This window comes from Halorubrum sp. SD683 (genome assembly GCF_002135045.1).
Taxonomy (GTDB): Archaea; Halobacteriota; Halobacteria; order Halobacteriales; family Haloferacaceae; genus Halorubrum; species Halorubrum ezzemoulense.
The window spans coordinates 35012-55932 of the sequence record NZ_NEWJ01000011.1 but is presented as its reverse complement, the minus strand read 5'-3'; the positions used below and the strand labels follow the sequence as shown (position 1 = coordinate 55932).

The window sequence follows — 20921 nt, the reverse complement described above, 5'->3', positions numbered from 1 at the left end:
CGGCGATGCGGGCGTGGCGCCGAGCGGGCAGGGGGACGCGTCCTCGGCGGGCGCGGCGGCGGCGCGGGTGCGGGGGGGGCCGGACGGGGGCGGGGGCGCCGCGCCCGGCGTGGCGCCCCGGGCGAGCACGTAGTATGCGGTCGTGAGCTCCTCGTCCGGCCAGACCACGGCGCGCGGGCAGGGCAGCTTGGGAGTGGCGTGGCCGGGGGCGACCCCGACCGCGGGGGTGGGCTGGCCGCCGAAGCTCTCGATGAGGTCGTCGTAGCGCCCGCCGCCGAAGACGGAGCGGGACACCTCGCCGGTGGAGTCGAAGCACTCGAAGACGACCCCGGTGTAGTAGTCGAGCCCGCGGGCGGTCGTCAGGGACACGTCGCAGAACTCGCCCGCACCGAAGTCGTCGGCGGCGACGAGGACGTTCCGGAGGTTCTCGACCGCGGCCTCGACCGACTCGTCGCCCGCCTCGGCGACCGCGTCGAGGTCGTCGACGGTCTCCACCCCCGCGATGAGGTCGTCGAAGTCGCGCGCGGTGTCGCGGGCGAGGCCCGCGTCGGAGAGCAGTCCGACGTACTCGGCGTCGTCGACCTTCGCGCGCTTGTCGACCGCGCGGATCGCGGCGGCGGTGTCGACCGCGTCGGGGTCGGCGGCGAGCGACCGGACGAGGCCGCCGAGGATGTCGCGGTGCGAGACGCGGAACTCGAAGTCGTCGCCGGTGAGTCCGAGGTCGGTCAGGGCGTCGGCGGCGGTCGCGAGCACCTCGGCGTCGGCCTCGGGCGCCGACGAGCCGAACACGTCGATGTTCGTCTGGTAGAACTCGCGGAACCGGCCCTGCTGGACCTGCTCGTAGCGCCAGAACGGGCGGGTGGAGACCCACTTGATCGGCTTCGACAGCTCCTGGCCCTTCTCGACGACCATCCGCGCGACCGTCGGCGTGAGCTCCGGCGTCATCGAGACGCCGCGGCCGCCCTTGTCGTCGAAGGCGTACAGCTCCTCGACGATCTCCTCGCCGGACTTGTCCACGTACATCTCCGTCCGCTCTAGCGCGGGCGTCGCGATCTCGCGGAAGCCGTGGCGGGCCGCCGCGTCCTCGATCGCGTCGGTCACCTCGCGGCGGGCGGACTGCTCGCCGGGGTAGAAGTCGCGGAAGCCTTTGAGGCCGTCGTACATGGACGCCGGTTCGGCGAGCGCCCGCTTGAAAGCATCCCTTCGGGGCGGGACAGCCGGGATCGGCGCGCGGTCGCGGCCGAGGGGCGGCGGCTCCGCGGGCCGTCTACTCGCGCTGGTACTCCTTCTGGAACCCGCGGAACTCGGTCCGGTGGGCCTCCTCGTCCGAGAGCAGCGTCACGGCGAGGTCCTCGGTCACCGGGTCGTCCGCCGCCTCCGCGGCGTCGATCAGGTCGCGGTACGTCGCGATCGCGTCCTCCTCGGCGTCGAGCACGCCGTTGATGACGGCCAACACGTCCGTCGAGTCCTCGGGCGGCTGGAGCGACTCCTGCCCGGCGGTGAACTCGGCGGAGCCGGGCGGCCGCGCGTCGAGCTGTTTGAGCCGCTGCCCGAGCTGTTCGGCGTGGCCGAGCTCCTCCTGGACGTCCTGTTTGAGGCTCTCTTTGATCTCCTCGGCCCGGACGCCGTCGAGGACGATCGCGTTCGTCTGGTAGTTCATCACGGTCTCGATCTCGTCGGCGTACGCCGTCTTGAGCAGGTCGACGACTCGGTCGGATGACATGCCCGACGCCACGACCGCGGGGTCGAAAGCAGTTCCGGCGCTTCCGGGTCTGCGGGAGTCAGTCGGTCCGGCCGTGGACGTACGTCTGGTCGTGGTCCGGGAACACCTCTCCCACCGTGCTCTCGCCGTACTCGTCGGCGATGAGCGTCCGGAGCTCGTCCTCGTAGTCGGCCTTGGGAACCTCCTCGCTGGGTCCCTGCTGGACGTCGAAGGTCGCCTCGACGAGCTGGTCGACGGCGTGGCGGCCGAACCCGGAGAGCGGGGAGATGTAGTCGATCCCGTTTCGGTCCTCGAGGCTCTGCGCCTGCGCCCGCGACACCGTGGGGACGCGGTCGTCGCGGCGGGTGCCGTCCGCGATGGCGTCGACGTCGAGCGCGGCGATGGTCTCGAGGGCGTGCTCGTGGACGCGCTGGATCCCGTTCCGGGGGTAGCCGTCCGCGACCATCGTCTCAGCGGCGCGCTCGGCCACTTCGCGGTCGAGGTCGGCCCGCTTGAACGGGAACCCGAGTTCGCCGGCCGCCCGCTCGGCGTGCTCCCAGTCGTCCGTGAGCCCGAAGCTCCCGGTGACACAGCGGACGTCGTAGAACCGGTCGAGCAGGTGGGCGGCCAGCGAGGAGTCTTTCCCCCCGCTGTACAGCAGCGCGAGCTCCATCTACCGGCGGCGGATGTCGAAGCTCTTCTGTTCGGGCTGGAGCTCTTTGAGCAGGTCGCGCATCTGGTCCTCGTCGATCTGTCCCTGAATGCGTCCGCTCTGCGCCAGCGCGGCGACCTGTTTCTTCACCTTCTCGCCGAACTGCGGCTTCGACATCTCGACCGCGTTGAGGCGCTGGCGGGCTCCGTCGGTGAGGTACTGTTTCAGTACCGCCTCCTGCTGGGCCTCGGCGCGCTCTTGGGCCTGCTGTTGGGCCTCCGCGGCGTCGCCCTCGCCGCCCTGTCGCTCGCGAAGCTCCTCCATCTTCTGTTCGCGCAGTTCTTCGAGCCGCTCGTCGTCGGGGTTACCGCTCATACGCACCCGTTCTCGGTCCGTGCGAAAAACCATTTCGGAGGTCGCGACCCGCGCGGAACGGCCGGAGCCGCCCGCAGAACCGTCGACGCCGACGGGGACGGTCCGCGTCGTTTAAACGGGCCCTCGGCGTAGCCGCGGGTAATGAGCGAGTCGCGGGAGTTCTGTCCGCGCTGCGGCGACCCGGTCCCCGAGCGGCGCGACCCCCTTCCGGGCGAGCCGCGCGGGCGAGACGCGCTGCTCTGCGACGACTGCTACTTCGAGGACTTCGACCTGGTCGACGCCCCCGACCGGATCGAGGTGTTGGTGTGTTCCGGCTGCGGCGCCGTCAGGCGCGGCGAGTCGTGGCGCGACGTCGGCGCGCGCGACTACACCGACGTCGCCGTCGACGAGGTCGCGGAGGCGCTCGGCGTCCACGTCGACGCCGAGGAGGTCGAGTGGGGCGTCGAGCCCGAGCAGGTCGACGAGAACACGGTCCGGATGCACTGCCGCTTCTCGGGCGTCGTCCGCGGGACCCTCCGCTCCGCGGAGGTGACGGTCCCCGTGAAGATATCACGGGGGACCTGCGACCGCTGCGGGCGCATCGCCGGCGGCTACTACGCCGGGATCGTTCAGGTCCGCGCGGACGAGCGCGACCTCACCCCGGCGGAGCGCGCCGAGGCGCTCGACATCGCGGAGTCGTACGTCGCCGACCAGGAGGCCGACGGCGACCGCGAGGCGTTCATCACCGAGGTGAACGAGACCGACGACGGGCCGGACATCAAGCTCTCCTCGAACCGGCTCGCGCAGAACGTGGCGACACGGATCACCGAGTCGCTCGGCGGGAGCTTCGAGTCGTATCCGACGCTCGTCACCGAGGACGGCGACGGCAACGAGGTGTACCGCGTCACGTTCGCGGTGCGGCTCCCGAAGTACGCGGAGGGCGAGATCGTCGACCCCGAGGACGGCGACGGGCCGGTCCTCGTCACGGGCGTCTCGGGCCGTCTCCAGGGTATCCGGCTCGCGAGCGGCGCGGAGTACACGTCCGCGTTCGCGGACGCGGAGGCCCCCGACGCGACCCGGCTCGGGACCCGCGCGGACGCGACGGAGACCACCGTGGTGACCGTCGAAGACGAGAACGCGATCCAGGTGCTCGACCCCGTCACCTACGAGGCGAAGACCGTCCCGAACCCGGCGTTCGTCGACGGCGACGCCGACGCGGTCCTCGCGTTCGAACACGGCGGTGAGGTCCACCTCGTGCCCGACGACGAGGCGGAACGGACCGCGGAGTCGGCTCGGAGCGGCAACTGAGGGATCGCTGCGAGCCGGACCGAACGCGCTACGAGGACGGCTGGAGGGCCGTAGAACTGATCGTTCGTGAGACGGCGTCGCGAAAACCGTCGACGCGTCGGCATCCCCGACCGCGGGGGACACCGCTCAGTCGGCGCGGGCGGGCTGCTCGCGGCCGAGCGCGGCGGCGCGCTCGGACTCCGTTACCTCGATGCCGCGGCGTTCGAGTTGCTCGATGAATTCGGCCTCGCTGAGCCCTGCCTGTGCGGCCGCCTGCGACAGCGTCAGGGTTCGCGCACCGTACAGCGTCAGCGCACTCGACAGCCCGTTCGTGGCCATACATCCAGTAGTCGCGTGAGGGATTATGAAGGTTACTACTTCATTCAGGCCCCTGATACACCTTATACGATATATATTGACGAACGATCGGCTCGGAGGTGGTAATATGACGCACGCGTCGTCGTCGCTCGCCCGCAGGAGTTATACGCCTCTGCGGTCGAACGCCGATATGGACAGACAACAGCTCATGGCGTTGTTCTTCGCGTTTCTCATGGTGAGCTCCATGGTCGCGTACGGCGTCTCGCTGCTGTGACGGCCGCGTCTGGATAGCGCCTCGTCAGCCGTCGCCCCACACGTCCGACAGCGGGTGGTTCTGCCGTCGCTCCGCGTCCCGCTCGGAGCGGGTCCGGACCGACTCGTCGTCGGTCGTTCCGCTGTCGGCGGTCGCGTCCCCGTCGCCGACCGAGGAATCGCCGTCGGCAGGCGACGAGCGATCCGAACCCCTCGACCCACCCGAGCGGCGGCGCCGCCGCCGTCCGCTCCGCGCACCGTTCGCTGCCGACGCGTCGATACCCGCCAGCGCCGCGTCGGGGTCGAACGCCGGGAGCGACGGGGTCGTCATCGCGTCGACCTGATCGCGGAACCACGAGGGCGTGTCGGCCGCGGCGCGGTCGAAGAGGTCGAGCAGCGAGTCGTCGGCGAGGTACGTCGCGCCGTAGTCGTCCGGGGCGCGGACGACTCGCCCGCACGCTTGGATGACCGTGCGCAGCGCCGTCCGGTGGTACCACGCCCACTGCCCGTCCGCCAGCCGGCGGGCGACCCGCGAGTCGTTCGTGTTCCGGTACGGCGCCTTACACACCACCTGCCAGCGACAGAGGTCGCCCTTCAGGTCCAGCGCCTCCTCCATCTTCACCGAGACGAACACCTCCGGGTCCGCGCTCGCCTTCCACGCCTCCAGTTCGGCGTCGCGGTTCTGCCTGTCGTGCCGCCTGACCCGCGCGGCGACGCCGAACTCGCCGAGCCGCTCGGTGATCCGCTCGGCGATGTCGTACGAGTGCGCGTGGATCAGCCCCTTCTCGTCGGGGTGTTCCGCCATCAGCCGGACGATGAGCCGGGCGATCTTCGGCACCGTCTCGTCGCGGTTCTCGTACGTCATCGACCCCTGCGTCACGTCGTACAGCGGGCGGTTCGCGAGCGGGAACGTGTGCTCGACGTCAACGAGGGCGACGTCGGCGGGGTCGAGCCCGACGCCGCGGCAGAACGCCTCCTTCGAGAGGATGGTCGCCGACAGCAGCGCGAACCGGTTCCCCCGGTCCCAGACGGTGTGCCGGAGGTACCGGGCGGGGTCGAGCGGTTTGATATCGAGGGCCGACCCCTCGCCGCCCGGCTGGTCGACGACCCACGAGGTCGGGGACTCGATATCGCGATAGTCCTCGAGGAACCAGCCCAGTTCGCTTATGAGCTCCTGGAGCCGGTCGCGCCGGGCGACCTCCTCGCGGTCGAGCTCGGGGCGGCCGACCAGCTCGTCTTTCGCCCGGATCGCCACGTCGCGGAGCGTCTCGACGAACCGCGTGGTCCGGTCGACCGCGTCCTCCTCGGGGCCGGCGTCAGCCGCGACGTCCGGGACGCCGACATCGTCCCACACCGGGACGCGGTCGGGCGATATCTCGATCGTCGCGTACATCTCGGCCCACTCGGCGAGCCCGTGCGCCTCGTCTATCACGACGGCGTCGCGCTTCCGGAACACCTCGGAGCCGGCGGTGCGCATGAAGTACGCTAACGTCTGTGCCGCGAAGCGGTTGCCGGACGCGATGGCCCGGTCGGAGAAGTACGGGCAGCGGTGCCGGATCGAGCAGTCGAACCCCTGCTGGCGCGCGCAGGGCGCGCGGTTCACGGGCGTGTCGTGCTCGCCGGGGAGCACGCAGTCGTAGTTCGACTTCCCGCGGATCACCGCGAGGTCGTCGAGGAGGTCGTCGGCCTCCACGTCGTCGATCTGCGACACCTGCGGGGTGGTGTAGTACGCGCCGGTCGCCTCGCTGGGGGCCGCCTCGCCCGCGGTCTCGGCCGCGCCCATGATCGCCCGGGCGAGCAGCGACTTGCCGCTGCCCGTCGGCGCGCGCACCAGCACGACGCGGTTACCGGCGGCGAACGCGTCGCGGATGTCGGCGAGGGCCTGCTCCTGCGCGCCGCGGAAGCTCGGGGCGGGGAACTCGGCGGGGATCCGGCTCGGGTCCACACGACGCCCTCGCGCGCTGTCGGAATTAAACCCTCGCTTGGGCGGCGACCACGGCCGCGGGACGCCGACGAGCGACGCCGGCCGCCCCCCGACGACGGGGCGCCAGTCGCGCCCGACCCCACCACCTATTTGCCCGTCGCCCGCGGTGAGGGAAGCGATGAGCGACGACGGGATCCTCGGGTCGCTGTCCGCCGTGGGCCTGCTGAGCCTCTGTTGCATCGGCTTCGGCGGACTGGCCGGCGGCGCGGCGCTGGTCGGCGGCTCCGCCTCGGTGAGCGCGTTCGCGACGGGCGCGACCAGCGCGCGCGGCGCGCTCATCTCCGGGGGCGTCACCTTCGGGACGGTCCTCGTCGCCGCCGCGGTGATCCGGTGGCGGCTGAACCGGTGAGCGCGGCCGAGCCGTCCGAGGCTACTCCCGGCCGTGCCGCTCGATGTTCTCCCAGACGACGGCCATCAGCTCGCCGGTCTTCGCCACGAGGTCCTCGACCGCGCCCTCGTCGGCCCCGGCCGCCGACGCGCAGCCGAGGTCGCGGATCGCCTTCGTGGCGGACACGTGGTGGACGTGGACGCGGTCGTCGCCGGCGCGTTCGTACACGACCGTGGTACAGGGGAGCATACCGGCGAGCGTCGGGTCGATCCGCAGCGCGTCGGACGCGATCTCGGGGTGACAGACGACGATCAGCGCGGTCCGCTCGGCGTCGTCGTGGCCGAGCATCCCCTCGATCATCTCGTCGAGCCGCGTGACGCGCACGGTCTCGAAGTCGGCGAGTTCGTGTTCGAGCTGGACGAACGGCACCGCGTCCTCGAAGGGGAGGTCGACGGTCGTGTGGAGCGCCTCGTCGGCGGTGGGGGCGGGGCGTGCGGCGTCGCTCATACGCCGTGGCTCGCGCGCCGCCAGCTAAAACCCGGACGCCGTCTCAACACCTGCCGCTACCTCGAACGGTGGCCGATCGGTCCGGCGGAGGCGGAGCGATGCGTCGACCGACGGCGGGCGGTCGAGTACGGCCGGTACTGATCGGGTTCGGTCGCATCGAGAGAGAAATGCTCCGGCTGGGATTTGAACCCAGGTCATCACCGTGAGAGGGTGATATGATTGGCCGGACTACACCACCAGAGCACGTCCTTCGTCGCAATTGACGGTAGGAAAGACGATTGTAAAACAGTTCCGTTTCGACGCCGCCGTGCCCCGGTTTGTCGTGCCGAGCGGACCGACGGCGGCCGGTTCAGACGTCGACGGCGAACGGATTCGTCGCCCCCTCGCGGTCGCCCGCGGCCGCGGCGAGCGCCGCGAGGAGGTCGGCGACGCCGTCGAGGTCGGCGGTGTCGATCACCTCTACCGGCGTGTGCATGTAGCGGTTCGGGATCGAGACGTTGAGCGCGGGGGTCCCGCCGCGCACCGTGTAGAACGCGTCAGCGTCGGTCCCGGTCCGGGTGCCGGCCGCCTGGATCTGGACGTCGACGCCGGCGTCGGCGGCCGCGTCGCGCGCGAGGTCGACGAGGACCGGGTGGTTCGCGCTCCCGCGGCCGATCACCGGGCCGGCGCCGAGTTCGACCGGCCCGCGTCGCTCGCGGTCGACGTCCGGGTTGTCGGTCGCGTGGGTGACGTCGACCGCGACGAACGCGTCGACGTCGTCGAGGTCAACGCCGACCATTCGCGCACCTTGGAGCCCGACCTCCTCCTGAACGGTGGAGACCGCGTACACCGTCGCGTCGACGTCCGCCTCGGCGGCGCGCCGGAGCCCCTCCGCGGCCGCCCACGCGCCGGCCCGGTTGTCGACCCCCCGGGCGGCGATCCGGTCGCCGACGAGGTCGCGGAGCCCGGTCGAGAACGTGACCGGGTCGCCCACCTCGACGTGGTCGCGTGCCGCGTCGGCGTCGGCGGCGCCGATGTCGACGAACTGCCCAGCGATATCCTCGTACTCCTCGTCGCCGTCACGGAGGTGGATCGCGGTCTGGCCGATCACGCCCTGAACGGGTTCGTCGGCGTGGACCGTGACGTGCTGGCCCTTCGAGACCGTGCGGTCGGCGCCGCCGATCCGCCCGATCCGGAGGAAGCCGTCGTCGAGCACGTCCCGGACGATGAACCCGATCTCGTCGGCGTGGCCGGTGACGGCGACCGTCGGCGCGTCCGGGTCGCCCTCGTGGACCGCGACGGCGTTGCCGTACGAGTCGGTGTCGACCCGGTCCGCAAACGCGCGGACGTAGTCGGTCCAGACGCGCTGGGCGGCCGTCTCGAAGCCCGAGGGGCTCGGCGTCGCGAGGAGGTCGTCGAGGAACGCGCGGCGCGTGTCGTCCATGCTCGGTGGCTGTGGGGCGGCCGGGAAGAAAACGTCGGTGTCGGCGTTCGGCGCCGGGACCGCCGGCGAGTCAGCCGGGGCGGGGATCGGTCGACACAAGCGCTTTGAGTCGCCCGCACGTCCGGTCCGTATGGACATCCTCCGAAGCGTCCGGGCCGTCGCCGAGGCCGAGGGACCGGGCGTCGTCGACTGGGATCGGGCCGCGTCGGCCGCGAAGGAGGCCACGGACCCCGGATCGATCGCGATCTCCGACGCGGAGCGCGCGGGGTACGCCGCCGACGTTCGCGACGCCCGCTCGCGGCTCACCGAGGTCGCCGGGATCGAGTTCGACGTGCCCGACACCGTCGAGGTACAGAACCGCCACCACTGGATCGACGCGAGCGTCGGCACGTTCCGGCGCGTGATGGACCCGATCGAGGCGGCCGCGGCGGACCCCGGCGGGCCCGACGGGACGTTCGACGCGACACCCGCGAAGCGCGGCCCCGCGTTCGCGCAGGACGTCAGCCGAGTCGCCAACACGGGGTCGATGGCGTTCGCCTTGGGCTTCCTCTCGCGGAACGTCCTCGGCCAGTACGACCCCCTCCTCCTCGCCGACGAGCCGGACGCCGACCACGGTCTCTACTTCGTTCACCCGAACATCGTCGCGGTCGCGAGCGCGCTCGACGTGGACTACCCCCGCTTCCGGCGGTGGATCGCGTTCCACGAGGTGACCCACGCCGCCGAGTTCGGCGCGGCCCCGTGGCTCCCGGAGTACCTCGAGTCGCGCGTCGAGCGCGGCGTCGAGGGGATGGTCGGCGGCGAAGGGGGCGTGAGTCGCGGGCTCGACCCCGACGCGTTCGCGGAGCTCCAGGCCGCGATGACGGCGGTCGAGGGGTACGCCGAGGTCCTGATGGACCGCGCGTTCGACGGCGAGTACGCGGACCTCCGGGCGAAGCTGGACGAGCGTCGAGGCGGGGGCGGCCCGGTGCGGCGGCTCGCCCAGCGCCTGCTGGGACTGGGCCTCAAGCGGCGGCAGTACGAGCGCGGGGCCGCGTTCTTCCGGCACGTCGCCGACGAGCGCGGCATCGAGGCCGCGGGCGCGGTGTGGGAGCGCGCCGAGAACCTCCCGACCGGTGACGAGCTGGACGACCCGGACGCGTGGATCGCCCGCGTCGACCCCTGAGCGGGAGTTGCCGCGTCGGGCCGGCCGGCGTCACTCCAGTTCGTACTCGCGTGCTCTGTTCTCGCCGGACCGGTCGGATAACCCGGCGGACGTTCGCTCGAACCGCTCGTCGAGGTCTTCGGTCGCGAGCAGCCGGTCGAGCCGCCGCTCGAACTCCGCCTCGTCGATCTCGCCGTTCGCGTAGCGTTCTCGCAGCGCCGCCACCGGCCGTTCGGCGGAAGGAGACGCCGATCCTGCGTCGGCATCGTCCGCGGCGACGAGCGGGAAGTCCTCGCCGAGCACCACCACCAGCGGGATCAGGATAAAGAAGCCGGTGATGAAAATCGCCGGTCCGAGCGGCGCCACCGGGCTCGGGAGGAGGACGGCGGACAGCGACGTGAGCCCGAACGAGAGGATCGCGATGAGACCGATCAGCCGCTTCTTCTCGAACGTGGGGAGGGCCATGCGCGACTGCTGTCGCCGAGGCGACAAAAACGTACTGCCGGAGTCGGTCGATTCCCTGCGGGCGACCGACGGCTATTCCTCGCGGGCGCACCCACGTGGATCCGTGCTCAGGTACGTGACGACGAACCCGGGGAAGGTCCGCGAGGCGGAGCGGTACCTCCCGGACGGCTCGGTGGAGCGACTCGACTTCGACTACACGGAGGTCCAGGCCGACGACCTCGGCCCGATCGCGGCCCAGGGGGCCCGGGAGGCGTACCGCCACGCCGACGCCCCGGTCCTCGTCGACGACGCGGGGCTGTTCGTCGAGGGGCTCGACGGGTTCCCGGGCCCGTACTCCTCGTACGTTGAGGAGACGCTCGGGATCGAGCGCGTCCACGAGGTCGCGAGCGAACTCGACGACCGCCGCGCCGCCTTCCGGTGTACGCTCGGCTACTGCGACGGCGAGGGGTTCGCCGCGAGCCCCGACCCCGTCGACCAAGGCGACCGCGACGCGGCCGCGGCGGCGGGACCGGACGCGGCGGGCGAGGGCGGGAGCGACGGCGAGGGCGGCGCGGCCGGAGCCGGCGCGGAGCCGCTCCCGGTCAAGCTGTTCGAGGGGTACGTCCCGGGCCGGATCGTCGCGCCGCGGGGCGACGGCGGCTTCGGCTACGACCCGATCTTCGAACACGACGGCGAGACGTTCGCGGAGATGGACACCGACCGGAAGAACGCGGTGTCGCACCGCGGGCGAGCCTTAGAGAAGTTCGCGGAGTGGTACGCGGACCGCTGAGGCTCGGTTTCTCTCCCCGGCGGCTCAGGCCGTGTCCGCGATCGCGTCGGTGAGGAGGTCGCAGCCGAGGTCGATCTCGCGTTCGGTGACGTCGAGCGGCGGGAGGATCCGGAGGACCTTGTGGCCGCACGCGAGCGTGAGGAGCCCGCGCTCGAACGCGTTCTCCACGACCGCGTCTCGGCGCTCCTTCGTGTCGAACTCGACAGCGAGCAGCAGTCCCTTCCCGCGGACGTCCGCGACGGGGTCGAGGTCGGCGTCGCGCAGCGTCTCCTTGAACTGCCGACCGCGGACGACGGCGTTGTCCATGAGGTCCGCCTCCTCGATGGCGTCGAGCGTGAGCGCGCCCTGCGCGGAGGCGATCAGGTCGCCGGCGCCCCACGTCGAAGAGAGGCGGCCGCTCTCCTCGGGGAACACGTCGCTCCGGGAGACGCTCGCGCCCACGCGGAGCCCCTTGGCGCTCGTGATCACGTCGGGGTCGTACGCGTAGTGGTCCGAGCCCCACATCTCGCCGGTGCGGCCGACCCCGGACTGGATCTCGTCGGCGATGACCGTAATGTCGTGCTCGTCGGCGAGCGCCGCGATCTCGTCGGTGAACGCGTCCGAGGGGAAGCGGTAGCCGCCCTCGCCCTGGATCGGTTCGAGGATGAGGTAGGCCACGTCGTCCGGGTGGACGTTCCCGCGCTCCGGGTCGAGCTTCCGGCGGAGCCGGGAGACGCCGTCGGCGAAGAAGCCGCACGAGCAGGTCTCGGGCGAGCAGGTCCGGTCGTCGCAGTACGGCACGTCCATCACGCCGCTGACCTCGGGGAAGTCGCGGCGGTACACGGACTTCGAGCGGTTGAGCGAGAGCGCGCCGAGCGTCCGCCCGTGGAACGCCCCGTCGAAGGTGATGGCGTACTTCGCGCCGTCCGAGGCGTCGTACGCGATCTTGATGGCGTTCTCGACCGCCTCGGCGCCGGAGTTCGAGAGGAAGACGGTGTCCATGTCGTAGTGGCTCGTCAGGTCCGTCAGGCGGTCCATGAGCCCGGAAGCCCCGGGAATCCCGTCGCCGGGTGAGGGGCCGCCCGCCGCGTAGAAGTCCTGCCCGGCGATCTTCAGCGGGTCGACAAGGTCGAACTCCGCGAGCCGGTCCATGATCAGCGGGTTGTTGTACCCGAGCGGCGCGGCGGCGACGTGGCTGGTGAAGTCCATGAGGACGTTGCCGTCGACGTCGGTACAGAACGGGCCTTCGGCGGGGGCGGTGCGGTCCCAGACGAACTCGTAGACGTAGGTGCTCGGCGCGGCCGACTCGTGGTGGTAATCGACCCACTCGCGAGCGCGCTCGCCCGGCAGGTCGGCGACGGCAGGCGTGGCGGTGTCGCGATCCATGCCTCCCGGTGGCACGCGGACGAAATAAATTCGTGGCGAACGCGCGAACGTTGGAGAAATCTCTAACTCTTGTTCGCCAGACGGCGCCTGAGACGGCGACCGGATCCGTCGGCGCAGTTGTACGGAGCGCTGCTCGGTGGGACGGGCCGTCGACCGTTGTGTGAGACTCGACATCAAGATACGTTAGATTTTTATAGAATCGCAACCCTATAATTAGACGAGTTCGAGGTGGTCAGCGATGCCCATGCTCGAGCCAGCGAACACGTGGACACAGGGACTCGACTTCCCGAGCAGACTGTTCGAATCCGGTAGCAACGACTACGAACTGTACGAGGAGGACGGCGAGTTCGTCCTGTCGGTCGAGCTTCCGGGGTTCGACCCGTCGGAGATCACCGCCTCGTGGAACGACGGCGTGCTCAACGTCGCCGGCGAACACGAGGACGAACACCGCGGGACCCGGCGGACGTACCACCGTCGGTTCCGCTTCCCGAAGGCGATCGACGAGGACGGTATCGAGGCCGAATACCGGAACGGCATCCTGACGGTGCGGCTCCCCGTGACCGTCGAGAGCGCCGTCAGCGGCACGGAGATCGAGATCGAGAGCTGACGCCGCCGCGCTCGGCCCGCGACCCTCGGTCTCCGAGCCCCGTAGTCGCGACGGACCGGCATCGCGCCGGGCCCCCTCCCCGCGAGTTCCGTTCCCGCGTTGTTCCGAACGCGCTCCCGTTCGTGCCGGAGCGACCGGTCGTCAAGTCGGTCGCGCCGACCCCGCACGCCTTTTACTGCCGCGCGCGACGGTCGACGCATGAACCGCGACGAGTTCGCCGCCAGCATCGACCACACCGTCCTCGGTCCGGAGACGACCTGGGACGGCGTGCGGACCGTTCTCGACGAGGCCGCCGCGCACGGGATGAACGCGTGTATCCCGCCGTGCTACGTCGCCGAAGCGGCCGAGTATGAGGCCGAGCCCGCGGCGATCGCCACCGTGGTGGGGTTCCCGCACGGGCAACACGACCCGACGGTCAAGCGCGACGACGTCCGCGAGCTCGTCGGCGACGGCGGCGCGACCGTCCCCGACGTGGAGCTGATGAGCGAGTACCTTCCCGTGAAGGCCTCCGGCGGCGTGGGCTCCTACGAGGAGGCGACGGCCATGCTCGACGCCGGCGCGGTGCGGATCGGCGCGTCGTCCGGCGTGGCTATCGTCGAGGGACACCCGGAGAGCGGGGAGTAACGCTCGTTCGTCGGTACGCAGTCGAAAGGTCGCCCTCGCGCTCGTTCGTCAATAGCGAGCCCGAAGCAGGGCTAACGTTCGTCCGACGACGGGGGGCGCCCGTCGCCGTCGGCGGCGAGCCCGTCACCGGACGGCGATCCGTCGGCGTCCCCGACGGTCCCGTTCCCGGCGTCGCGTCGCTCGTCGCCTCCGACCGCGTCGTCGCCCTCGGCCCCGTCGACGCCGTCGGACTCCGCGCCCTCGATTTCCTCGGGGTCGACGTCGACATCGAAGGCGGAGACCGACTCGGAGAGCGACTCGGCCTGTCCCCGGAGCCGGTCGGCGTTCTCCGCGATGGTGGCGACGGTCGCGGTCTGCTCCTCTGCGGCGGCGGACACCTGCTCGGAGCCGGCGGCGACCTCCCCGCTCACCTCGGCGACGTCCTCGACGCCCTCGACCGCGCGCTGCGTCGACCGCGCCTGGTCCTCGGCCGCCTCGCTGATCTCCTGAACGCCGTGGTTCGTCTCCTCGACGGCGTCGACGACCGCTTCGAGCGACGACGAGGCCTCGCGGACGGTGTCCGCCCCCTCGTCGATCCGCTCGTTCGTCTCGCGGATGTCATCGACCGTCGCGTCGGTCTCCTCGCGGACGGTCGCGATCTGCGACTCGATCTCGGCGGCGGCCTCCTGCGTCTCCTCCGCGAGCTCTTTCACCTCGTCGGCGACGACCGCGAAGCCCTCGCCGGCCTCGCCGGCGCGGGCGGCCTCGATCGAGGCGTTCAGCGCGAGGATGTTCGTCTGCTCGGCCACGTCGGTGATGAACTCCACCACCTCGTCGATCTCGTCCATGCGCTCGTCGAGCGCCTCCATCTGCTCGACCGCGGCCGCGGAGCGCGCCTCGATCGCGTCCATCTCGTCGAGCGCCTCCGAGGCGGCCTCGCGGCCGGACTCGCCGCGCTCCGCGGCGGCCTCGGCGGTCTCCGCGACGGACGCGGCGGACGAGGCGACCTCCTCGATGCTCGCGGAGAGGTCGCTCATCTCGTCGCTCACCTCGTCGAGGCGCTCGTCCTGACTGATCGCGCCGTCGGCGATCTCCTGGATCTGCTCGCTGACGGTCCCGCTCGCGGTCTCGACCTCGTCGGCGCCGGCCGCGAGCTCCGCGCTCGCGCCGTCGACCTCGCCGGCGAAGGCGGCGACCCGCGCGGTGGTCCGCTCCAGCTGGGCCACCATGTCGTTGAACTCCTCGGCGATCTCGCGCATCGCCTCGCGGTCCGCGTCCGGGTCCATCCGGCGCGTGAGGTCACCGTCCGCGACCGCGCCCATCACCTCGCTGTAGTCGGCCGCACGCGCCTCCATGTCGCGAGTGACGGCCTCCGCCTCCTCGCGGGCCGCCTCGGCCTCGTCGGCGGCGGTCTCGGCCTCGGCGATCCGGTCCCGGAGCGAGTCCCGCATCTCCCCGAAGCTCCTGAACAGGCGGCCGATCTCGTCGATCCGTCCGGTCGCCAGGTCGACGTCGAGGTCCCCCGACTCGATCCGCTCGGCGCGGTTGCGGAGCCGCGAGAGCGGGAGCACCGTTCGAGTTCCGAGGACGGCGCCCACGACGCCCAGCGACGCGAGCGTGAGGAGGATGAGGAGCAGCACGGAGTTCCCCACGTCGTTGCGGACGGCGAACGCGGTCGACTGGTCGACGCTCGTGACGGCCACCCAGTCGGTGTCGGGAACGGAGGCGTACGCGTGGACCTGACCGTCGCCGATCCGCGTCGCGGTCGTGGCGTTGCCCTCCCGGATCGCCTCGACGCCGTCGGCGTGTTCCGCCTCGTCGACCGTGCCGTCGATGTCGAGGACGGTCTGCCCGGCGGCGTTGAGGATCATCGTCTCCTCCCCGGTGTCGCTGTTCTGGATGCGTTCGAGCTGCGGCTGGATGCGGGTGACCACGACGAGGTACCGGCCGTCGGCCCGCGGCACCGAGCTGGCGAACGCCATCACCGGGCGATCGTTGAGCACGGGCGACCGGTACGAGCGGTCCGACCGCCAGACCCGGTCGTCCTCGCCGACCCCCTCGGGGACGTCCGCGTCGCTCCACGGCGCGTCGAGGTCGCTCGGCGCGCGCCCCTCTAAGGGGCGTTCGGTGCTGGCGACGACCCGGTCCTGCGCCGCGTCGACGAGGTGGATGCTAACGATGTCCTCGGAGAGCAGCTGGTCTTTCAACAGCACGTACGCCGGCGCGCGCCGGTCGGACCGGAGCGCGTCGGCCGCCGACATCGACCGCGTCTCGGTGCTCATCCGCTCGGTCCACGACCCGATCGCGTCGGCCTGGAGGCCGCCGGTCTCGGCGAGCTGCGTCGTCGCGTCCGACTCCACGGTCTGTTCGGTCTGGAGGTAGGTGAACGCGCCCCCGGCGACGACGACCGCCGCGACCACGAGGAACGCCAGCGCGAACTTCGCGGCGTACCGGCGGCGCACCGCGTTCGGGAGGAGCCGCCCGACCGCGCGCACGAGGCGCTCGAACGAGTCGGGTGCCATCAGTTCACCGCCTCCGGGTCCGTGGGGACCGACAGGTCGCCGGCGACGATCCGCTCGCCGGAGTCGACGATCGCGGCGCGCACGTCGTCGGGGATCACCGGCCCGAGCGTCGTACCGTAGACGAGCGCGACGCCGTCCTCGGCGAGCCCGAGCGCCGTCGTGGAGCCGGTGGCGAGGTCGCCGTCGATCGTCTCCTCGACGGCGTCGTACACCGCGGTGCCGACCCGCTTCACCATCGACGCGAGGATCACGTCGGCGTACCGCGGGTTGCTGCGCGACTGGTCGGAGTCGACGCCGATCGCGTACCGGCCGTACTCCTGGGCCGCCTGAAACACGCCGAGTCCGCTCCCGCCGGCCGCGTGGTACACCACGTCGGCCCCCTGTTCGAACATCTCCGCGGCGGCGGCGTACCCGCCCTCGGGGTCGTCGAACGCGCCGAGGTACGTTGACAGCACCGACACGTCCGCGGTCGCGTGGTCGACGCCGGCGCGGTAGCCGGCCTCGAACTTGCGGACGAGCGGCGAGTCGACGCCGCCGACGTAGCCGACGGTCCGCTCGTCGGGGACGGTCGACCCCGCGCCGACGGACACGTCGCGGTCCGTCACCAGCCCGGCGAGGTGGCCGGCCTGGAACGACCCCTCGTGTTCGCGGAACACGTAGCTCGCCACGTTGTCGCGGTCGACGACCGAGTCGACGATTGCGTACCGCTGGTCGGGGTGCTCGCCCGCGACCGTCGAGAGCGCGTCCGCCTGGAGGAAGCCGATACAGCAGATCAGGTCGTAGGCGGGGTCGGTCGACGACGAGAGGGCGTCCTGCGCGGTCTCGAACTCCGGGATCGAGGTCGGCTCCTCGTTCGCGAACGCCACGTCGTGATCGAGGCGCGCGCGCTGGATGCCCCGGTTCGCGGCGTCGTTGAACGACCGGTCGTCTAGCCCGCCGAGCGCGTAGATCATCCCGACCGTCGCGCTGGCGTCCGCCGCGTTGCGGATCGCGTCTCCCCCGTCGGCCTCGTCGTCCGCCGGTTCGTCGTTGCCGGTGTCTATCGACGCCGAACCGGGGGCCTCGTCGCCGAGGCACCCGGCCAGCGCGCCCGCCACAGCCCCCCCGAGACCGGCGGCGAGCCGCCGTCGAGAGAGCGTCGTGGGTCCCGTCTGCGTCATGTCGCACCGGTTTCGACCGAGGGCTAAAACGCCTCGGAGCAAATTATCAATGATAATAGTAAACCGCGCTCACAGCCCCGGCGGTCCGGTCACTACCGTTCCCCGAGGCTGAGAATCCAGTCGGACGGATTTATAACCTGAGCGCGTACGAAGGGGTATGAGCCACCAACCGGGATCGCGTGGATTCGACCTCGACGCGGCGTTCAAGGCGTTCGGCGCGGTCGGGATCGCCATCTCCGCCGCGCTCACCGTGGCCGTGCTGGCGCTGACCGACCCGTTCGGCGAGTACGTCACCGCGTCGCCCGCCCTGCTCGGAACGCTGTTGTACGGCGCGCTCGTCGTCGCGGTCGGCTACACGACGTACGCCCTCCGTCGGCGCTGACGGTCGCCGCGCGCTCCTCGCCGGGAGACATAAACCGCTTGCCGGCGGAGCGTGACCCATGACCGACGAGCCGACCGACGCGGCGGTAGAGCGATTTCTCGACCGGGCGACGGCCGCCTTCGACGACTACGACGAGGGGTACGCCGACGCGGACGCGACGCTCGCGATGCTCCGTACCCACGTGGACGAGCTGTCGGCGAGCGTCGAGGATCAGGCGGACGGCGAGGAGTAGGGTGTGAGGCGCCGGGCGCGAAGGGGACGGGCCTACGGGTGCGCGCCGATCAGCTCTCGCACGCGGCCGACGTACTCCGCGAACGCGGCGTCGCCGCGGTCGCGCGGGCGCTCGACGTCGACATCGACGACCTCGCGGACGCGGCCGGGCTCGGCGGCCATCACGACGACCCGGTCGGCGAGCGTCACCGCCTCCGCGACGTCGTGCGTGACGAAGAGGACGGTCTTTCCCGTCGACTCCCACACGTCGAGTAGCTCCCGCTGGAGCATCTCGCGGGTCTGAGCGTCCACCGCGCCGAACGGCTCGTCCATCAGCAGCAGGTCCGGGTCGACCGCGAGCGCCCGCGCGATGGCGACGCGCTGTTTCATCCCGCCCGACAGCGACTTCGGGTAGGCGCCGCGGAACTCGGTCAGCCCGACGAGGTCGAGCATCTCGTCGACGCGCGCCTCGCGCTCGGCGGCCGATCGGTCGCTCCGTTCGAGCCCGAACCCGACGTTCTCCTCGACCGTGAGCCACGGGAACAGGTGGTACTCCTGGAAGACGACGCCCATGTCCGTCGTCGGCCCCGTGACCTCGGTGCCGTCGAGGAGGACGCGACCGTCGGTCGCCTCGGTCAGCCCGGCCACGACCCGGAACAGCGTCGTCTTCCCGCAGCCGGACGGGCCGACGAGACAGACGAACTCCCCGTCGGCGACCGAGAAGGACACGTCGTCGAGCGCGCGCACCGAGCCGCCCTCGCCGTCGCCGGGGTACGTCTTCCCGACCCCGTCGAGCGCGACGCTGGCCGCCGCGGTGGGGGGAGTCTCCCCGTCGCGTCCGGCCGCGCCGTCTCCGTTCACGCCCGCCACGCTAACGCCCTCCGTTCGACCGCGCGGAACGCGACGTCGACGAGCAGGTACATCAGGCTCAACACGAGGATGTACGCGATCGCCCGGTCGACGCGCAGGTTGTTGCTGGCGCGGATGATCTCGCGGCCGACCCCGGGGACGCCGAATATCTCCGAGGCGACGACGAGCATCCAACACCGTCCCAGTCCGGTCCGGATCCCGGTCATGATCCCCGGCAGCGACGCCGGCAGGACGATCGACCGGACCGCGTCGAGGTCGCCGCGGACGCCGAGGGTCCGCCCCACGTCGAGGAGGTCCTCGCTCACGCCCTCCACGGCGCCGTACGCCGCGTAGAAATTGATCCAGAACGCGCCGACCGCGATGATGAACGCCGCGCCCCAGTCGTTGATCCCGAACCAGGCGATCGCGAAGCCGATCAGCGCGAGCGGCGGGACGGGGCGCAGGGTGCGGACGAGCGGCGCCGTCAGGTCGTCCAGCAGGCCGCTCCAAGCGAACGCGACGCCGGCGGCCACGCCGAGACCCGTTCCGGCGACGGTGCCGGGGATCCAGTGGCGGACGCTCTGATACAGCGCCGTCGTCATGTCTCCCGACGCGAGCTCGCCGGCGAACGCCCCGGCGACCGCGACCGGCGAGGGGAGGACGAACGGATCCTGGGTGAGCGAGACGGCGTGCCAGACGAGGAGGAACCCGACGACCCCCGCGGCGCCCCGGAGGAGCCGCCGCCCGTCTCCGAGCCCGACGCCGGCGAACGCGCCGTCCTCGTCGACGCGCGATGCGGTTTCGGTCGCCATCAGAGCGAGTCGTACACCCCGAGGTCGAATATCTGGTCGTTCGACAGCTGTTCGTCGGTCTGGCCGTTATCGGCCGCGAACTCGGCGAACACCTGCGTCGCGTCCGTGATCTCGGCGGGGTCGGTGATGAAGTTCGACAGCGGCGAGTCGAGCGCCTTCCGCGCGCGGTCGACTGGCATCCCGATTCCCTCCTCGACGTGGCCCGCGGTCGCGTCGGGGTTCTCCTCGATGAAGTCGGTCGCGCGGACGTGCTGTTCGAGGAACTGCGCCGCGATCGGGGAGTCCCGGACCCCGTCGCTCATTAGGGTGACCGCGGCGGGCTGGCCGGGGAGGACCTCGGCGGCGGTCCGCAGCATCTCCACCGACGACCCCTCCGCCTGCGCGATGGTCGGCACCGGCTCCATGATCGAGGTGCCGTCGATCTCGTCGTTGGCAATCGCCTGCCAGACGGAGCTCGCCCCGCTGATCTCGATGATCTCCACGCTGTCGTTCGCTTCGAGGTCGACGCCGACATCGCGGAGCCAGAAGCGCAACAGCACGTCGGGGACGCTCCCCTGCGGGAACGTGCCGAAGGTGAACGGTTCGCCCTGCTCCTCCTCCCACGCCGCGAACGCGTCGGCGCCCTGCTGTTCGAACGTCTCGTGGAACGAGGACTCGGCCATGATCCCCATCGGCTCCCGGATGTTCGCGGCGGTCACCCGCGCGGCGATACCGCGGTCGATCGCGATCATCGCGGGCACGATCCCGAACATCGCGATGTCGATGTCGCTGCCGCCGAGCGCCTGAACGATGTCGGGGCCGTTGCCGAACTCCTGGCCGGTGACCTCGGCGTCGACCTCGGAGAAGTATCCCTCGCCCTCCATCACGTACCACTGGAGGTCGGGGTAGATCGGCATGTGCGCGACCGTGATCTCGTCGAGCCCGCCGCTCCCGCCGCCGAGGCAGCCGGCGAGGCCGACCGTCGCAGTTCCGCCCGCGGCCGCGAGGAACGACCGCCGCGACGCTGTCCGCGTTGAGTCGTACATACCTACGGAAGCGGCCCCGCGGGCAACACTCTCGCGTCACCAGCAACGGAAGCGCGTTCCGGTGACGGCGGAAGACGACGGAAGTGGCGTTTCGAGGGTTCAAAGCCCCGTACACCGGAGATACGCCGAAAACACTCGTCACCGAACGACGCAAATATTGCTGGCGGGTGCCGCCGAGCGCTCCGGTTCCCGGTGGTCGCTCGC

24 protein-coding genes and 1 tRNA gene are annotated in these 20921 nt (G+C 71.2%); 9 read left to right on the top strand and 16 right to left on the bottom strand.

Going from position 1 to position 20921, the window contains the following annotated elements; all coding sequences use genetic code 11:
• The 4 genes from B9G49_RS05340 to B9G49_RS05325 form a co-directional block, all read right to left on the bottom strand.
• On the bottom strand, nucleotides 1-1164 hold a 1164-nt coding region (locus B9G49_RS05340; protein ID WP_233125167.1), incomplete at its 3' end, for a HisS family protein.
• Nucleotides 1165-1267: 103 nt separating this feature from the next.
• On the bottom strand, nucleotides 1268-1723 hold the full coding sequence (locus B9G49_RS05335) for a DUF892 family protein (RefSeq protein WP_049930507.1): 456 nt from the start codon (nucleotides 1721-1723) through the stop codon (nucleotides 1268-1270).
• A 58-nt stretch (nucleotides 1724-1781) separates the two neighbouring features.
• Complete coding sequence (locus B9G49_RS05330; RefSeq protein ID WP_086215676.1) at nucleotides 1782-2375, bottom strand: alpha hydrolase; 594 nt, start codon at nucleotides 2373-2375, stop codon at nucleotides 1782-1784.
• Nucleotides 2376-2729: a DNA-binding protein gene (locus B9G49_RS05325; RefSeq protein ID WP_049930504.1), complete on the bottom strand. Its 354-nt coding sequence runs from the start codon at nucleotides 2727-2729 to the stop codon at nucleotides 2376-2378. It abuts the gene before it with no gap.
• A gap of 141 nt (nucleotides 2730-2870) precedes the next feature.
• Between B9G49_RS05325 and B9G49_RS05320 the strand changes: the two genes are divergently transcribed.
• Nucleotides 2871-4016 carry a 60S ribosomal export protein NMD3 gene (locus tag B9G49_RS05320; RefSeq protein WP_086215675.1) on the top strand — a complete coding sequence of 382 codons (1146 nt, stop codon included), beginning with the start codon at nucleotides 2871-2873 and terminating at the stop codon, nucleotides 4014-4016.
• Between the two features lie 126 nt (nucleotides 4017-4142).
• On the opposite strand, the gene B9G49_RS05315 is transcribed toward B9G49_RS05320, so the two are convergent.
• Nucleotides 4143-4334, bottom strand: a complete 192-nt coding sequence (locus tag B9G49_RS05315) for a UPF0175 family protein (protein ID WP_017344020.1) — start codon at nucleotides 4332-4334, stop codon at nucleotides 4143-4145.
• Between the two features lie 106 nt (nucleotides 4335-4440).
• Here B9G49_RS05315 and B9G49_RS16505 point away from each other — a divergent pair, with 106 nt between their 5' ends.
• A complete protein-coding gene (locus B9G49_RS16505) occupies nucleotides 4441-4587 on the top strand; it encodes a hypothetical protein (RefSeq protein WP_155120030.1) in 147 nt (48 codons plus the stop codon).
• 24 nt (nucleotides 4588-4611) lie between these two features.
• Here the strand turns inward: B9G49_RS16505 and B9G49_RS05310 are convergent, their stop codons facing one another.
• The gene (locus B9G49_RS05310) at nucleotides 4612-6510 is read right to left on the bottom strand and encodes a helicase C-terminal domain-containing protein (protein WP_086215674.1); all 1899 of its coding nucleotides are present in this window, start codon (nucleotides 6508-6510) and stop codon (nucleotides 4612-4614) included.
• A 157-nt stretch (nucleotides 6511-6667) separates the two neighbouring features.
• Here B9G49_RS05310 and B9G49_RS05305 point away from each other — a divergent pair, with 157 nt between their 5' ends.
• The gene (locus tag B9G49_RS05305; protein WP_086215673.1) at nucleotides 6668-6898 is read left to right on the top strand and encodes a hypothetical protein; all 231 of its coding nucleotides are present in this window, start codon (nucleotides 6668-6670) and stop codon (nucleotides 6896-6898) included.
• 21 nt (nucleotides 6899-6919) lie between these two features.
• Here the strand turns inward: B9G49_RS05305 and B9G49_RS05300 are convergent, their stop codons facing one another.
• The 3 genes from B9G49_RS05300 to B9G49_RS05290 form a co-directional block, all read right to left on the bottom strand.
• A complete protein-coding gene (locus tag B9G49_RS05300) occupies nucleotides 6920-7384 on the bottom strand; it encodes a DUF302 domain-containing protein (protein WP_086215672.1) in 465 nt (154 codons plus the stop codon).
• A 168-nt stretch (nucleotides 7385-7552) separates the two neighbouring features.
• Nucleotides 7553-7627, bottom strand: a tRNA-Glu gene (locus B9G49_RS05295).
• 106 nt (nucleotides 7628-7733) lie between these two features.
• The gene (locus tag B9G49_RS05290) at nucleotides 7734-8807 is read right to left on the bottom strand and encodes a M28 family peptidase (RefSeq protein ID WP_086215671.1); all 1074 of its coding nucleotides are present in this window, start codon (nucleotides 8805-8807) and stop codon (nucleotides 7734-7736) included.
• Between the two features lie 130 nt (nucleotides 8808-8937).
• Here B9G49_RS05290 and B9G49_RS05285 point away from each other — a divergent pair, with 130 nt between their 5' ends.
• Nucleotides 8938-9969 carry a zinc-dependent metalloprotease gene (locus B9G49_RS05285; protein WP_086215679.1) on the top strand — a complete coding sequence of 344 codons (1032 nt, stop codon included), beginning with the start codon at nucleotides 8938-8940 and terminating at the stop codon, nucleotides 9967-9969.
• A gap of 30 nt (nucleotides 9970-9999) precedes the next feature.
• Here B9G49_RS05285 and B9G49_RS05280 read toward each other — a convergent pair whose 3' ends face one another.
• Nucleotides 10000-10413, bottom strand: coding sequence for an SHOCT domain-containing protein (locus B9G49_RS05280; protein ID WP_049930493.1), 414 nt, complete (start codon nucleotides 10411-10413; stop codon nucleotides 10000-10002).
• 103 nt (nucleotides 10414-10516) lie between these two features.
• Between B9G49_RS05280 and B9G49_RS05275 the strand changes: the two genes are divergently transcribed.
• The gene (locus B9G49_RS05275; protein WP_049930492.1) at nucleotides 10517-11182 is read left to right on the top strand and encodes a non-canonical purine NTP pyrophosphatase; all 666 of its coding nucleotides are present in this window, start codon (nucleotides 10517-10519) and stop codon (nucleotides 11180-11182) included.
• A 24-nt stretch (nucleotides 11183-11206) separates the two neighbouring features.
• Here B9G49_RS05275 and B9G49_RS05270 read toward each other — a convergent pair whose 3' ends face one another.
• A complete protein-coding gene (locus B9G49_RS05270) occupies nucleotides 11207-12547 on the bottom strand; it encodes an aminotransferase class III-fold pyridoxal phosphate-dependent enzyme (RefSeq protein WP_086215670.1) in 1341 nt (446 codons plus the stop codon).
• Between the two features lie 244 nt (nucleotides 12548-12791).
• Here B9G49_RS05270 and B9G49_RS05265 point away from each other — a divergent pair, with 244 nt between their 5' ends.
• Together B9G49_RS05265 and B9G49_RS05260 are read left to right on the top strand one after the other, a co-directional pair.
• A complete protein-coding gene (locus tag B9G49_RS05265; RefSeq protein WP_049930686.1) occupies nucleotides 12792-13154 on the top strand; it encodes an Hsp20/alpha crystallin family protein in 363 nt (120 codons plus the stop codon).
• A gap of 198 nt (nucleotides 13155-13352) precedes the next feature.
• Entirely contained in the window at nucleotides 13353-13778 is a 426-nt protein-coding gene (locus B9G49_RS05260; protein WP_086215669.1) for a hypothetical protein, read from the top strand.
• Nucleotides 13779-13849: 71 nt separating this feature from the next.
• On the opposite strand, the gene B9G49_RS05255 is transcribed toward B9G49_RS05260, so the two are convergent.
• Both B9G49_RS05255 and B9G49_RS05250 read right to left on the bottom strand, forming a co-directional pair.
• Nucleotides 13850-16279 (bottom strand): methyl-accepting chemotaxis protein, encoded by a 2430-nt coding sequence (locus tag B9G49_RS05255; RefSeq protein ID WP_086215668.1) that lies wholly within the window; start codon nucleotides 16277-16279, stop codon nucleotides 13850-13852.
• Nucleotides 16279-17439 carry a BMP family protein gene (locus B9G49_RS05250; RefSeq protein ID WP_086215667.1) on the bottom strand — a complete coding sequence of 387 codons (1161 nt, stop codon included), beginning with the start codon at nucleotides 17437-17439 and terminating at the stop codon, nucleotides 16279-16281. The genes B9G49_RS05255 and B9G49_RS05250 overlap by 1 nt, the downstream gene beginning before the upstream one ends.
• 157 nt (nucleotides 17440-17596) lie before the next feature.
• On the opposite strand from B9G49_RS05250, the gene B9G49_RS05245 reads away from it, so the two are divergent.
• Together B9G49_RS05245 and B9G49_RS16685 are read left to right on the top strand one after the other, a co-directional pair.
• Complete coding sequence (locus B9G49_RS05245) at nucleotides 17597-17821, top strand: hypothetical protein (protein WP_049930485.1); 225 nt, start codon at nucleotides 17597-17599, stop codon at nucleotides 17819-17821.
• A gap of 58 nt (nucleotides 17822-17879) precedes the next feature.
• Nucleotides 17880-18053 (top strand): hypothetical protein, encoded by a 174-nt coding sequence (locus B9G49_RS16685; protein ID WP_167373077.1) that lies wholly within the window; start codon nucleotides 17880-17882, stop codon nucleotides 18051-18053.
• Between the two features lie 32 nt (nucleotides 18054-18085).
• Here the strand turns inward: B9G49_RS16685 and B9G49_RS05240 are convergent, their stop codons facing one another.
• Genes B9G49_RS05240 through B9G49_RS05230 form a run of 3 tightly spaced genes read right to left on the bottom strand, consistent with a single transcriptional unit; the run spans nucleotide 18086 to nucleotide 20717 of the window.
• Nucleotides 18086-18901: an ABC transporter ATP-binding protein gene (locus B9G49_RS05240; RefSeq protein ID WP_086215666.1), complete on the bottom strand. Its 816-nt coding sequence runs from the start codon at nucleotides 18899-18901 to the stop codon at nucleotides 18086-18088.
• Entirely contained in the window at nucleotides 18889-19692 is an 804-nt protein-coding gene (locus B9G49_RS05235; protein WP_049930481.1) for an ABC transporter permease, read from the bottom strand. The genes B9G49_RS05240 and B9G49_RS05235 overlap by 13 nt, the downstream gene beginning before the upstream one ends.
• Nucleotides 19692-20717, bottom strand: coding sequence for an ABC transporter substrate-binding protein (locus B9G49_RS05230; RefSeq protein WP_086215665.1), 1026 nt, complete (start codon nucleotides 20715-20717; stop codon nucleotides 19692-19694). Before B9G49_RS05230 ends, B9G49_RS05235 begins: the two co-directional genes overlap by 1 nt.
• Nucleotides 20718-20921: the final 204 nt, after the last annotated feature.